Raw genomic sequence first — 13,634 nt, 5'->3', positions numbered from 1 at the left:
GGATCATCATGAAATTTGTCAAACTCGCTGCTTTGGCCGTTGCCATGGTTTACGGCACTGCTGACGTCGAGGCCGCGGTTATCACTTTCCAGACCGGCTATTCCGCTGCCGGCGCACAAACGAGCGCCATCGCCTACCGCGACGTGGTCGATGCCGCTGTTGCTAATTCGACTCACTCGACGGTGCTGAGCAACTACGACATCGTTTCCAACCAGTCGCTGTTTGGCGCTGGCGCCAACAACATCGCGTTCAAGTCGACCATCAACTTCGGCCTGGCCGCCAGCGGCAGCTATTCCTTCCGCGCTGGCGTGGACTTCGGCAATGGCGGCGCGGTGTTCCTGGACGGCCAGGCGGTCGATTACAAGACCAGCGATATGTGGTGGGCGCAAAGCTATGACAACACCAGCTCGGTGTTCACGGTGAATAACAAACAGCTGTCGGCAGGCAATCACACGCTGACCATCTACGGCCTGGAAGGCTGCTGCGACGGCGGCCAGCAGGTGCAATTCTCCGCCAATGGCGGCGCATTCCAGAGCTTCAGCGCCAACACGCTGCAGCTGACCGCCGCCGTGCCGGAGCCGGAAACCTATGCGATGATGCTGGGTGGCCTGGGCCTGGTCGGCGCCGTCGCCCGCCGTCGCCGCAATCGCGCCAAGAACTGATTTTTCGCTGAAAAAAAGCCCCGCCGGCATTGCTGCCGGCGGGGCTTTTGCTTGTCTGGCTGTTCGAACTGCTTCGGCTGTTACAGCACTTCGCTGGCGTGGTCGGCCAGGCGCGAGCGCTCGCCGCGCGCCAGGGTGACGTGGCCGCTGTGCGACCAGCCCTTGAAGCGGTCAACCACATAGGTCAGGCCGCTCGAACCCTCGGTCAGGTAAGGCGTGTCGATCTGGGCGATATTGCCCAGGCAGATGATCTTGGTGCCCGGACCTGCACGCGTGACCAGCGTCTTGACCTGCTTCGGCGTCAGATTCTGCGCTTCGTCAATGATCAGGAATTTGTTGACGAAGGTACGGCCACGCATGAAGTTCAGCGACTTGATCTTGATGCGCGAACGGATCAGGTCCTGCGTGGCCGCACGGCCCCACTCGCCGCCATCCGAATCGGACTTGTTCAGCACTTCCAGGTTGTCGTCAAACGCGCCCATCCATGGCGACATTTTCTCTTCCTCGGTGCCGGGCAGGAAACCGATGTCTTCACCGACCGGCACCGTCACGCGGGTGACGATGATTTCGTTGTAGAGCTTGGTTTCCAGCACTTGCGCCAGGCCGGCCGCCAGTGCCAGCAGGGTTTTACCCGTGCCGGCCTGACCGAGCAGCGTGACGAAGTCGCATTCTGGATTCATCAGCAGATTCAAGGCAAAGTTCTGCTCGCGGTTGCGCGCGGTGACGCCCCAGACGTTGTTCTTGTTGTGGCTGAAGTCGCGCAGGGTTTGCAGCACGGCGGTCTTGCCGTTGATCTGCTTGACCTGCCCATAGAACGGCGCTTCGCCATTCTTCGGCTCCAGGAACACGAACTGGTTGACCAGCATCGACGGCACGAACGGACCGGTGACGCGGTAGAACGTCGCGCTCTGGCCGTTCTTGTTCTCCTGCCAGGACTCCAGGTCCTTGCCATGCTTGTTCCAGAAATCGTCCGGCAACTGGACGATGCCCGAATACAGCAGGTCGGTGTCTTCCAGCACGTGGTCGTTGAAGTAGTCCTCGGCAGGCAGGCCCAGCGCACGCGCCTTGATGCGCATATTGATGTCTTTCGACACCAGCACGATGGCGCGGCCAGCTTGCTCGGCTTCCAGCGAACGCACCACCGACAGGATCTGGTTATCGGCCTTGCCCGAAGGCAGTCCCACCGGCAGTTCCGCCGTTTGCAGGCGCGTCTGGAAGTACAGGCGGCCCTTGGCGTCCTTGTTGCCCAGCTTGGACAGCGGGATGCCGTTCTCGATGGCGTCGTCGTCGGTGTTGGAGACCAGCGCGTCCAGCGTGCGCGAAACCTGGCGTGCGTTGCGCGCCACTTCGGTCATGCCTTTCTTGTGGTTGTCCAGCTCTTCCAGCGTCATCATCGGCAGGTAGACATCGTGCTCCTCGAAGCGGAACAGCGACGATGGATCGTGCATCAGCACGTTGGTGTCCAGCACGAACATCTTGGTCGTGCCGGTCTGGTCGGCGTTGCGGCTGGTGGACGACTTCAGCGCCACCTCGTTGGCCTTGTGCTTGGCCGGATGCGGCGCTTCGGCCACGATCGGCGTGACCTTGCCGCGTGGCGAAGGCTTGCCTTTGGCTTCGACCGCTTCGGCGGCGGCTTGCAGCACGGCTGGTGCCGCCTTCAGCACGGCGGCCACGGCCTTGGATTTGCCAGCGGCCGGAGTTTTGGCCACGGCGGGTTTTTTTGCTGCTGGTACGGCTTTGACGGTTGCCGCTTTCTTCGGCGCTGCTGCAGGCTCGGGAGCGATGTCGGCGACTGCCGCGAGGGCAGGCGTTACGCGGCCGGTGGCCTTGGGGTAATCTTTTGCCAACAGTATAGTCGCTGGCTTACTTGGTATTTTTGGCAGTGGCATCAGGATCTCAATCGAAAGATATCTGGAGGAATCCGCCCACAGGAAAACGTCCCGATGGGGTGGATGCTTTAAGGGAAAACAGGTGAAAGACTGCCGATGGGCATTGGTCTTGCCCGATGGGTACCGCAAGGTGGCCGGCTGGCCACCGAGGAGGGTGGAAGTTACAGTGTTGACTCAAAATGTGGTGTCGCTCGCTACGGTTTAAGCACACTGGAAGCGCGCATCCGTACAACTCAAGCCTGATGCGCTACGAATTCCAGCACTTCATCGACGTGACCCGCTACCTTCACGCCTCTCCATTCTTTCACCAATTGGCCGTTAGCGTCAATCACAAACGTACTGCGCTCGATGCCGCGTACAGTCTTACCGTACATTTGCTTCATCTTCATGACACCGAACTGCTCGCAGACCTTTTCTTCCGGATCGGAAATCAGCTCAAACGGCAGGCCCAGCTTGGCGCGGAAGCCTTCGTGCGAGCGCAGCGAGTCGCGGCTGATGCCGTAGATTTCGGTATCGGCTGCCTGGAATTGTTCGTACAGGTCACGGAAGGCCACGTTTTCGGTGGTGCAGCCTGGGGTGTTGTCCTTGGGGTAGAAGAACAGCACGGTATAACGCGCCGGACGGCCGGACAACTGGAAGGTCTGGCCGCTGGTCATCGGCGCGGAGAAATTGCTTACTACATCAGCCACAGGCGTCTCCTAAGAGGGTTACTAAGCTTGGGCAGCACCTTGAATAATCAGCTGGCCCGAGCGTCCCGGCAGTTCGCCCCAGGTGATGGGACAAACCGGCATTGGCAAGGTTCGTATCTTCTGATAGTAGTCAGCCATGGACGCCAGTTGGTATCCCTGCGCTTGCCATCCTGCCAATAGCTGCTCAAATATGGGGGCAAGTTTCTGTCCTTCAAGCTCTGCATGCAGAGTATAAACGTGGTCGCGGGTCGCGCCCTCGGTTAATTTCAGCAAAAAAGCCGCGATATTGCTGGTGGTGATGGTTAAGCCATTGATTTCACAGCCTAAAAGCTCGTCCAGCGTGGGCAGCGTGGTCGGCATCTGGAGGTGCTTGAGTACCTGGCCGCCATCGGACAGGCGGTGCGGGCCGTCGGCCGGGTTGGCCAGCGTGCCGTCGGCGTTGAGCACGCAGCGGCCGTCGGAGGCGTAAGCGTAGCCGGCGTCGTCGTGTTCGTGGAAGGCGCCGTTGTTCATCTGCCAGCCGGCCGCGCCGTGGGTGCGCGGCGCCATGCCGAAGACCTGGGTAAAGCGGGCGGCGGCCTTGCGCATCATGCTAGCCGACCAGGCGGCGTCGCGTTTGGCGACATTGTCCTGCCACAGCACATGGTCCCAGGTGTGGATGCCGCATTCGAAGCCGGCGTCCTGCACGGCGCGCATCTCGGCCGCGCAGTCCTTGCCGATGTCCGGGCCGGGCAGCAGCACACCGTACATCAGCGTCTTGAAGCCGTAGTGCTCGACCACCGAGGTGCGCGACACCTTGCTAAAGAAGCCGGGGCGCAGCGCACGGCGCATCGCCCAGCCGGTGTGGTCCGGCCCGAGCGAGAACAGGAAGGTGGCGCCGGCCTGGCGCGCCTTGAGCATGCGCACCAGATTGGGAACGCCTTCGCGGGTGCCGCGGTAGGTGTCGACATCAATCTTCAACACCATCAAGGGTCGGGTCGTCATCAGTCCATCAGGGCGTGAGCGGCGGCTACCTGGCTGCGGTAGGCGTCGAAGATTTTCTTCAGGGCGTCGGCCATGCTGGTGGATGGCTTCCAGTCCAGCTCTTCGCAGGTGTTGGTGATCTTCGGTACGCGGTTTTGCACATCCTGGTAGCCTGCGCCATAGTAGGCGCCGGAAGTGGTTTCAACGATCTTCACCTGCTTGGCGCCGGCGGCGTATTCAGGGTAGTGCGCTGCCAGTTCCATCATCATCGCGGCCAGCTCGCGGATCGAGTAGTTGTTGACCGGGTTGCCGATGTTGTAGATTTTGCCAGTGGCCGCGCCGTCCTTGTTCTCGATGATTTTCATCAGCGCGTCGATGCCGTCGTCGATGTCGGTGAAGGCGCGCTTCTGATGGCCGCCGTCGACCAGCGAGATATTCTCGCCGCGCACGATGTGGCCGAAGAACTGCGTCACCACGCGCGACGAGCCTTCCTTCGGCGTGTGGATCGAATCCAGGCCGGCGCCGATCCAGTTAAATGGACGGAACAGCGTGAAGTTCAGGCCTTCCATGCCGTAGCCCCAGATCACGCGGTCCATCAGCTGCTTGGCGTTGGAATAGATCCAGCGCGGCTTGTTGATCGGGCCGCAGATCAGTTCCGAGTTCTCCGGATCGAATTCCTCGTCATGGCACATGCCATACACTTCCGAGGTCGATGGGAACACCAGGTGCTTGCCGTATTTGGCGGCGGAACGCACGATAGGCAGGTTGGCTTCGAAGTCCAGTTCGAACACGCGCAGCGGCGCTTTCACATAGGTCGACGGCGTGGCAATCGCCACCAGCGGCAGGATCACATCGCACTTCTTGACGTGGTACTCGACCCATTCTTTGTTGATGGTGATGTCGCCTTCGAAGAAGTGCATGCGCGGATGGTCCAGCAGTTCCGGAATGCGGTCGCTATTCATGTCCATGCCGTAGACATGCCAATCGGTGGTTTCCAGAATGCGTTTCGACAGGTGATGGCCAATGAATCCATTGACGCCAAGGATGAGGACTTTTTTCATGATGAATTTTTCAGGTGATGATTAGGCCGCCGCAGCCAGGCGTGCTTGTAACTGTGCTGCGGTGATGGCGACGCCATCGGCGGTCAGCGAAGAAATCGTCAGCATGCGGCCGTCGCCACAAACACCGAAGATACGGTCATCGACCACAGCCAGGCCGGCAGGCAGGCTGAGACCGACAACATTGCCGGCCAGGCGCGCGCGCTGAATGACATAGCGTACGCCGTGTACATCAGTGAATGCGCCTGGATAGGGAGGGGCGACAGCCCTGTGCAAATTGTAGACCTGCTGCGCTGGCTGGTTCCAGTCGATGCGGCCGTCTTCCGGTGTGCGGCCGCCGAAGTAGCCGCCCTTGCTCAAGTCGTTGTGCAGGCGCGGCGCGGTCCCGGCCAGCAGCGACGGCAGCACGCGCCACAGCGCCTGCTCGGCCGCCACCTGCACTTTGCCGAACACTTCGTGTGCGGTGTCGTCGGGCAGGATAGGCACTTCGATCTGCGCGACGATGGCGCCGGCGTCCGGCTTGACAGTCATCTCGTGCAGCGTGGCGCCGGTGACGCTGGCGCCGTGCAGCACTGCCCAGTTGACGGGCGCGCGGCCGCGGAATTCCGGCAGCAGCGAACCGTGCATATTAAAGGCTGGCGCGATGTCCAGCAGCGCGGCCGGCAGCATGTGGCGGTAATAGAAGCTGAACATCAGGTCCGGCTTGGCCGCCCGCACTTGCGCCAGCAGCTCAGGCGACCTGGCGTCGGCTGGCGTGATGTAGGGGATGCCTTCTGCCTGGCACAGCGAGATCACCGATTCAAACCAGATGTTCTCGCTGCTGCTGTCTTCGTGCGTGACCACCAGCCCGACATCCACGCCACCCGCCAGCAGCACCTTCAGGCAGCGCACGCCGACGTTGTGATAGGCGAATACCACCGCCCGCTTGCGCGCTTCAAATTCAGTCATGATGGCGGCCTACCGTGCGCTTCTCGAGATGGATCGGCAGCTCGGCGTATTCGCCTGGTTTCTGCTGCAAGATGGTCTGCACCACATAGCGGGGACGCGCGCGCACCTGCTGGAAGATGCGGCCGACGTACTCGCCCAGCAAACCGATGCCGAACAGGATCACGCCCATGAAGAAGAAGGCCACGGCAAACAGCGTGAACACGCCGTCCGCTTCCACGCCCACCACCAGCCGGCGCCACGCCAGCACCACCACCATGATGGCCGAGAAGAAGGACATCGCCATCCCCAGCATCGAGTAGAACTGCAGCGGGATCAGCGAGAAGCCGGTGACCAGGTCGAAATTCAGGCGTATCAGGCTGTATAAGGAGTACTTCGATTCGCCGGCGGCCCGTTCCTCATGTTCGACCATGATTTCGGTCGGATTGCGCGCGAAGCGGTAGGCCAGCGCTGGCACGAAGGTATTCACTTCGCAGCACTGGTTCATCAGATCCACCACATTGCGGCCGTAGGCGCGCAGCATATTGCCCTGGTCGGTGATCTTGATGTTGGTGATGCGTTCGCGCACATGGTTCATCGCCTTCGATGCATAGGTACGCCAGGCCGAGTCCTGGCGCTTGCGGCGGATCGAGCCGACGTAGTCGTAACCCTCGCGCATCTTGGCCACCAGGTTGCCGATTTCTTCCGGCGGATTTTGCAGATCGGCGTCCAGCGTCACCATGATCTCGCCGCGCGCCGCTTCGAAGCCGGCCAGGATGGCCATGTGCTGGCCGTAGTTGCCGTTGAAGAGCACCACGCGCGTGACATCGGGACGCTTGCGGAATTGTTCGGCCAGTATCGCGACCGAGTTGTCGCGGCTGCCGTCGTTGATGAACACGATCTCGTAGCTGGCGCCCAGCTTGTCGAGCGCCGGGTAGAGGCGCGCGAACAGCGCGGGCAGGCCTTCCTGCTCGTTGTAGATCGGGATGACGACGGAGATTTCCGGGTTGTTGAGCATGGCGGTCATTTGATCAGGATCGCTTTCACGGCTGCGACAGCACGGTCCACATCGGCCGTGGTCATGGCATAGAACATGGGCAGCGTCACGGTCAGGCGGCCGATCTTTTCAGCGATCGGGAACATCCCTTCCTTGAAGCCGCGCTCGCGGTACATGGTGAACAAATGAATCGGCGCGTAATGGTAGCCAGTGCCGATGTTGAAACCTTGCTGCATGGCGTGCATGAAGTCGGCGCGCGTGGTGGGGCCGTTATCCGGCAGGATAATCTGGAACAGGTGGTAGTTGCTGCTGTCAAAAGCCTGCAGCGGCAGCTGCGCGCCTGATTGCGCTTCGAATTCCGGGCCGAAGGCCTGGTAGTAGCGGCGCGCCAGCGCGCGGCGCTGCGCGGTGATCTTGTCCAGATTGGCGAACTGGCCCAGGCCGATGGCGGCCATGATGTCGCTCATATTGTATTTGCCGCCCAGGACATCGACATCGATGCCATCCACGCCGCTGCGGCTCACCCCCTGCAGGCGGTACTTCTCGGCCAGCCTGGCTTCTTCCAGATTGTTCAGCACCAAAGCGCCGCCTTCACCGGTGGTGATGTTTTTATTGGCCTGGAAGCTGAACGAGACGAAGTCGCCAAAGGCGCCGATGCGCTTGCCCTGCCATTCCGAACCGAAGGCCTGCGCCGCGTCTTCGATGACGCGCAAATTGTGCTTGCTGGCGATCGCATACAGCCGGTCCATATCCAGCGGCAGGCCGGACAGGTAGACCGGGATGATGGCGCGGGTAGCCGGCGTGATCGCGGCTTCCAGCTTATCCAGGTCGATATTGCGCGTCAGCGGATCGATGTCGGCAAACACCGGCGTGGCGCCCACTTCGATGATGACATTGGCGGTGGCGACCCAGGAGATCGGCGTGGTGATGACTTCATCGCCAGCGCCGATGCCGGCGATGCGCAGCGCGATCTCCATCGTGCAAGTGCCGGAGTTAAAGGTGCGCACCGGGCGGCCGCCGAAGTATTCGGACAGCTGCGCTTCGAAGGCAGCAACTTTCGGTCCGCTAGTGATCCAGCCGGAACGTAGCACCTCGCCAACGGCGGCAATGGTGGCCTCGTCGATGGTCGGCCGGGAGAAGGGAAGGAAGGGCAGCGCAGCACTCATGGGATTAATCTATGTTTATGGGTGATCTGGCCGCATTCTAAATTGTTCGTCAGGTCCGCGCCAGCCAGGAAACCCCTACGAGAATGACGAAAATGGCAAGCAATCGCTGTATCGACAGCGCCTCCCCGAACAGATACCAGGCGCCGAAAGCGGTCACCACATAGCCCAAAGACAGCATCGGATAAGCGATCGAAACATCCACCCGCGACAGCGCGATAATCCACAGTGCGACCGATAGCACATAGCAAGCAAGCCCGCCAATTATGGGGGTCTGCGTTGCGACCTTGAAAGCGACGCTGAAAAAATTACTCAGCGTCAGATGGATTTCGCCGACGTTGCGGGCGCCGGCTTTCAATAATAACTGGGCGACGGCGTTGAGCAAAACGCCGGCCACGATGAAGCAAAAAGTAGCGAAATTCATTGTATGGTTTTGTTCATTACATATTGGTAATGACTACCCGCCGGGTGTCTGCCACCACCACGCGCATGGGGAAGCCATTGGATTTGAGCGAGGCATACGTGTCAAGTCCCAGGATGGCAAAAGCCTGTTCTTTCCGGGCGATGTGCGCATTCCAGCGATTAGCAAAGCCATGCATGTCAGGGATGGACAATTCCGGCTGCTGGCGCAGACCGAAGGTGAACTCGTCCCAGTAGTCAACCAGCGTGACGGTGTGACCAAGGTAATACGTCATGGATTGTTCATAAACGTGCACCGAGTACACCGGTGTATCCGGCTTGAGCATGGGCTTGAGTTTTTGCGCCATCGCCTTGCCGGCCCGCACCTCGCCATACGGCTCGAAGCCGCTCAGGATCAATTGCACTGAGGCAAAACTCGCCACCGCCAGCGTCACCACCATCAGGTCGCGGCGCAATTGGCGCGCATGCAGCAGCGCCAGCGCGCCACCGGCGGCGGCAATGATGGCGGCGGTCAGCACCCATGGCTGATACGCTTCCAGCAGTGCGCGCTCGCCCGGATGGCGTACCGCCGCGGAGATCATGTGCGGGATCACGGCCAGGCCGCCCAGTCCGACCAGCACCAGCAGCACTGCGGCCAGCATGCGGTTCAGGCGCGATGCGCCTTCCAGATAGATAGCCAGCAGCATCGCCAGCGCCGGGTACACCGGCAGGATGTAGCCCGGCAGCTTGGAGCTGGAATAGCTGAAGAAGCAGGTGATGAACAGCACCCACACCAGCAGCAGTAACTTGGGCTGGAAGCGCAATTGCGCATCGCGCCTGGCGCCGTTCAGCAGCGCCTGCGGCAGCAGGCCCAGCCAAGGCATCACGCCAGGAATCAGCAGCAGCAGGAAGTAGTACCACGGCCCTTCGCGGTGGTGGGTCTTGAGGAAGAAGCGTTCCCAGTGTTCATGGATGAAGAAGAAGTGCGGCTGCTCCGGATTCCTCAGCGCCACCAGCACGAACCATGGCGTGGCGATGGCAAAGAACAGCAGCAGGCCCTTGGCCAGGTGTAAGCGCTTCCAGATGGCCAGGTCGCGCGACAGCGCGCTGTAGAGTACCAGCACCGCGCCCGGCAGCACCACGCCGATCAGGCCCTTGGCCAGCACCGCCAGCGCCATGCCGGCCCAGCACAGCAGCATCCAGTTGCGCCGCTCGTCCGGCGTAGCGTCGTCGCGCTGGGCGATCAGCAGCGAGCCGAGGGCGAGGCTCATCATGCCGGTCAGGCCCATGTCCAGCGAATTGATCTGGCCGCTGGCGATCCAGAACAGGCTGGAGCCCAGCACCACCGCCGTGTAGAAGCCGGCGCGTGCGCCGAAGACGCGCCGCGCCGCATAGCCGGTGAATAGCACGCCGCCCAGGCCGCACAGCCCGGTCCACAGGCGCGCCTGCCATTCGCCCAGGCCGAACACGCTGAAGGTCAGCGCGTTCATCCAGGTTTGCAGCGGCGGCTTTTCAAAATACTTGATGCCGTTGAGGCGGGTGGTGATCCAGTCGCCGCTGGCCCACATTTCACGCGCCATTTCGGCGTAACGGCCTTCGTCAGGCGGGACCAGCGAGCGGATGCCCAGCACATACAGCCAGGCAAGGGCGAACAGGGCGGCCAGCGTCCAGACGAATTTCTTCGAATTGTACAAGTCGTTCATCAAGCACTTTTATTGATGTTATTGCGTGTCGGTATTGATGATCAGGGCCAGCGTGACCTTGCGGCCTTCGCCCATCAGGATGTTGTAGGTGCGGCAGGCGGCCTGGCTGTCCATGCATTCGACGCCGATGCGGCGCATGGTCAGCGCGGCGGTCAGTTTCGGGTGAATGAAGCGCTGGCGCTCGCCGGTGCCGAGGATGACCACATCCGGATCGTCCTGGCCGATCAGGTCGAAGTGTTCGGCGGTCAGCGCCTCGAAGGTGGGCGCGTTCAGCGGGCGCGGCGGGGTTTCCGGCAGCACGATCAGGCTGTAGTGGTAGCGCTCGGCGTTGATTTCGACGCCGCTGGCGTCGTAGCCGGTAATGGTCTGGTATTTCTGGGTGTCGCTTTGGTGGAGCTTCATGGCGCAGGTGTAAAAAACGGCAAAAAGGAGCGCCATTGTAGCCTTTTCAAGGAGGGGCCGGCCCGAAAGGTTGATTAAATCGGAGGCTTTCGGCAGAATGGTTCTTTTCGCATTGCAGCACGGGCCGGCGCCGGCGTTTTGGCAGGTCACAGAAGTTTGCCTCACATAAACAGGATTTTATTTTGCGACCGATTCAAAAATCGAACAAACTGGCGGAAGTCTGCTACGAGATCCGCGGCCCGGTGCCCGAAAAGGCACGGCAGATGGAGGAAGAAGGCCACAAGATCACTAAGTTGAATATTGGCAACTTGGCCGTGTTTGGCTTTGATCCGCCGGACGAAATTGTCCAGGATATGAAGGTCAACCTGTCCAACGCGGCGGGCTATACCGATTCCAAGGGCATGTTTGCGCCGCGCAAGGCGGTGATGCACTACACGCAGGGCAAGAATATCGCCGGCGTCACCATTGATGATATTTATCTGGGCAACGGCGCGTCCGAGCTGATCGTGATGTCGATGAACGCGCTGCTGAACAATGGCGATGAGGTGCTGGTGCCTGCGCCGGACTATCCGCTGTGGACGGCGGCAGTGTCGCTGTCGGGCGGCACGCCGGTGCACTATATCTGCGACGAGCAGCAGGACTGGTATCCGGACATCGAGGACATGCGCCGCAAGATCACGCCGAACACGCGCGCGATCGTGGTCATCAACCCGAACAATCCGACCGGCGCGCTGTATCCGGTCGAGCTGCTGTTGCAGATCATCGAGCTGGCGCGCCAGCACGACCTGATTATTTATGCCGATGAAATCTACGACAAGGTGCTGTATGACGGCGCCCAGCACGTGTCGATCGCCTCGCTGGCCGACGACATTCTGTTCGTGACCTTCAACGGCCTGTCGAAGAATTACCGCGCCTGCGGCTACCGTTCCGGATGGATGGTGGTGTCGGGCGAAAAATCGCACGCAAAAGATTACATCGAAGGCCTGAATATGCTGGCCTCGATGCGCTTGTGCGCCAACGCTCCGGGGCAGTTTGCGATCCAGACTGCGCTCGGCGGCTACCAGTCCATCGACGATTTGGTGGGCCCGGGCGGGCGCCTGTTGAAGCAACGCGATCTGGCTTACAAGTTGTTGACCGAAATTCCGGGCGTCACTTGTGTCAAGCCGAAAGCGGCGCTGTATATGTTCCCGCGTCTTGATCCGAAGATCTATCCGATCGCGGATGACCAGCAGTTCGCCTACGAGCTGCTGGCCGAAACGAAAGTGCTGATCGTCCAGGGCAGCGGCTTTAACTGGATCGCGCCGGATCACTTCCGCGTTGTGTTCCTGCCGAACTCGGACGATATGGTGGAAGCTTTCGGCCGCATGGCCAAGTTTATGGAAAGCTACCGCAAGCGCTACGGCGCCAGCTTCTAAGTCAGATCCCTGGAAATAATTATGAAACCAATCAAAGTAGGCTTGTTAGGCGTCGGCAATGTCGGCGGTGGTACGTTTGACGTACTGGAACGCAATCAGGAAGAAATCCGCCGCCGCGCCGGCCGCAGCATCGAGATCGTGGCCGTGTCGGCCCGCAACCTGGAGCGCGCCAAGACCCGCACCGGCGGCAAGGTGAAGGTGGTGGCCAATCCGGCCGACATCGTCAACGATCCGGAAATCGACATCGTCGTCGAGCTGATCGGCGGCTACGACGAAGCACGCCAGCTGGTGCTGCAAGCGATTGCCAATGGCAAGCATGTCGTCACCGCCAACAAGGCGCTGCTGGCCGTGCACGGCAACGAAATCTTCAAGGCTGCGCAGGACAAGGGCGTGATGGTGGCGTTTGAAGCGGCGGTGGCCGGCGGCATCCCGATCATCAAGGCGCTGCGCGAAGGCCTGACCGCCAACCGTATCGACTGGTTCGCCGGCATCATCAACGGCACCACCAACTTCATCCTGTCCGAGATGCGCGACAAGGGCCTGGACTTCGCCACCGTGCTGAAGCAGGCGCAGGAACTGGGCTACGCGGAAGCCGACCCGACCTTCGACATCGAAGGCGTGGACGCGGCGCACAAGGCCACCATCATGTCGGCGATTGCGTTCGGCATTCCGGTGCAGTTCGACAAGGCGCACGTCGAGGGCATCTCGAAACTCAACGCGGTGGATATCCGCTACGCGGAGCAGCTGGGCTACCGCATCAAGCTGCTGGGCATTGCCAAGCGCGCCAAGGTCAATGGCAAGGAAGGCGTGGAGCTGCGCGTGCATCCGACGCTGATTCCATCGAAGCGTCTGATCGCTAATGTGGAAGGGGCGATGAACGCGGTGCTGGTGCAGGGCGACGCGGTTGGCGCCACGCTGTACTACGGCAAGGGTGCCGGTTCGGAGCCGACCGCATCGGCGGTGATCGCCGACCTGGTTGACATCACCCGCCTGGCCACCGCCGATCCTGAACATCGCGTGCCGCACCTGGCCTTCCAGCCGAATGCGATGACCAATATCGAAATCCTGCCGATGGCGGAAGTCACCACCAGCTACTACCTGCGGATGAACGTCAAGGACGAGCCGGGCGTGCTGGCTGACCTGACGCGCATCCTGGCCGACGCCGGCATCTCGATCGACGCCATGCTGCAGAAGGAACCAGCGGACGGCGAGACGCGTACCGACATCATCTTCCTGACGCACCAGACGCAGGAGAAAAGCGTCAACGGCGCCATCGCCAAGATGGAGAGCCTGTCGACGGTGGGCGGCAGCGTCACCAAAATCCGCCTGGAAAACCTGAGCTAGGTTTGTAATACCGCATACGGCCGCAC

General features: G+C 61.0%; 13 protein-coding genes. 3 read left to right on the top strand and 10 right to left on the bottom strand.

Annotated elements, in window-relative coordinates:
* Nucleotides 1–8: 8 nt before the first annotated feature.
* A complete protein-coding gene (locus KW842_RS07990; protein ID WP_218303548.1) occupies nucleotides 9–662 on the top strand; it encodes a CCXG family PEP-CTERM protein in 654 nt (217 codons plus the stop codon).
* Nucleotides 663–742: 80 nt separating this feature from the next.
* On the opposite strand, the gene KW842_RS07985 is transcribed toward KW842_RS07990, so the two are convergent.
* The 10 genes from KW842_RS07985 to KW842_RS07940 all read right to left on the bottom strand — a co-directional run bounded on the left by KW842_RS07985 (nucleotide 743) and on the right by KW842_RS07940 (nucleotide 10,849).
* Nucleotides 743–2,551 carry a PhoH family protein gene (locus tag KW842_RS07985; RefSeq protein WP_218303547.1) on the bottom strand — a complete coding sequence of 603 codons (1,809 nt, stop codon included), beginning with the start codon at nucleotides 2,549–2,551 and terminating at the stop codon, nucleotides 743–745.
* A 233-nt stretch (nucleotides 2,552–2,784) separates the two neighbouring features.
* On the bottom strand, nucleotides 2,785–3,240 hold the full coding sequence (locus tag KW842_RS07980; RefSeq protein WP_218303546.1) for a peroxiredoxin: 456 nt from the start codon (nucleotides 3,238–3,240) through the stop codon (nucleotides 2,785–2,787).
* A 21-nt stretch (nucleotides 3,241–3,261) separates the two neighbouring features.
* Complete coding sequence (locus tag KW842_RS07975; RefSeq protein ID WP_229223558.1) at nucleotides 3,262–4,224, bottom strand: polysaccharide deacetylase family protein; 963 nt, start codon at nucleotides 4,222–4,224, stop codon at nucleotides 3,262–3,264.
* The gene (locus tag KW842_RS07970) at nucleotides 4,224–5,264 is read right to left on the bottom strand and encodes a bifunctional UDP-4-keto-pentose/UDP-xylose synthase (RefSeq protein ID WP_218303545.1); all 1,041 of its coding nucleotides are present in this window, start codon (nucleotides 5,262–5,264) and stop codon (nucleotides 4,224–4,226) included. Before KW842_RS07970 ends, KW842_RS07975 begins: the two co-directional genes overlap by 1 nt.
* A gap of 21 nt (nucleotides 5,265–5,285) precedes the next feature.
* On the bottom strand, nucleotides 5,286–6,209 hold the full coding sequence (locus KW842_RS07965) for a formyltransferase (RefSeq protein ID WP_218303544.1): 924 nt from the start codon (nucleotides 6,207–6,209) through the stop codon (nucleotides 5,286–5,288).
* Nucleotides 6,202–7,212: a glycosyltransferase gene (locus KW842_RS07960; RefSeq protein WP_229223557.1), complete on the bottom strand. Its 1,011-nt coding sequence runs from the start codon at nucleotides 7,210–7,212 to the stop codon at nucleotides 6,202–6,204. Before KW842_RS07960 ends, KW842_RS07965 begins: the two co-directional genes overlap by 8 nt.
* On the bottom strand, nucleotides 7,209–8,348 hold the full coding sequence (locus KW842_RS07955; RefSeq protein ID WP_218303543.1) for a DegT/DnrJ/EryC1/StrS aminotransferase family protein: 1,140 nt from the start codon (nucleotides 8,346–8,348) through the stop codon (nucleotides 7,209–7,211). Before KW842_RS07955 ends, KW842_RS07960 begins: the two co-directional genes overlap by 4 nt.
* Nucleotides 8,349–8,397: 49 nt before the next feature.
* Entirely contained in the window at nucleotides 8,398–8,769 is a 372-nt protein-coding gene (locus KW842_RS07950; protein WP_218303542.1) for an SMR family transporter, read from the bottom strand.
* 16 nt (nucleotides 8,770–8,785) lie between these two features.
* Nucleotides 8,786–10,447 carry a glycosyltransferase family 39 protein gene (locus KW842_RS07945; RefSeq protein ID WP_218303541.1) on the bottom strand — a complete coding sequence of 554 codons (1,662 nt, stop codon included), beginning with the start codon at nucleotides 10,445–10,447 and terminating at the stop codon, nucleotides 8,786–8,788.
* 18 nt (nucleotides 10,448–10,465) lie between these two features.
* Nucleotides 10,466–10,849 carry an Mth938-like domain-containing protein gene (locus KW842_RS07940; RefSeq protein WP_218303540.1) on the bottom strand — a complete coding sequence of 128 codons (384 nt, stop codon included), beginning with the start codon at nucleotides 10,847–10,849 and terminating at the stop codon, nucleotides 10,466–10,468.
* Between the two features lie 182 nt (nucleotides 10,850–11,031).
* Between KW842_RS07940 and KW842_RS07935 the strand changes: the two genes are divergently transcribed.
* Together KW842_RS07935 and KW842_RS07930 are read left to right on the top strand one after the other, a co-directional pair.
* Nucleotides 11,032–12,264, top strand: coding sequence for a pyridoxal phosphate-dependent aminotransferase (locus KW842_RS07935; RefSeq protein WP_218303539.1), 1,233 nt, complete (start codon nucleotides 11,032–11,034; stop codon nucleotides 12,262–12,264).
* A 21-nt stretch (nucleotides 12,265–12,285) separates the two neighbouring features.
* Nucleotides 12,286–13,608, top strand: a complete 1,323-nt coding sequence (locus KW842_RS07930; RefSeq protein WP_218303538.1) for a homoserine dehydrogenase — start codon at nucleotides 12,286–12,288, stop codon at nucleotides 13,606–13,608.
* Nucleotides 13,609–13,634 lie beyond the last annotated feature (26 nt).

Origin of the sequence: Duganella sp. sic0402 (genome assembly GCF_019219065.1) — a bacterium.
Taxonomy (GTDB): Bacteria; Pseudomonadota; Gammaproteobacteria; order Burkholderiales; family Burkholderiaceae_D; genus Rugamonas.
This window is presented reverse-complemented; position numbering and strand designations above follow the sequence as displayed.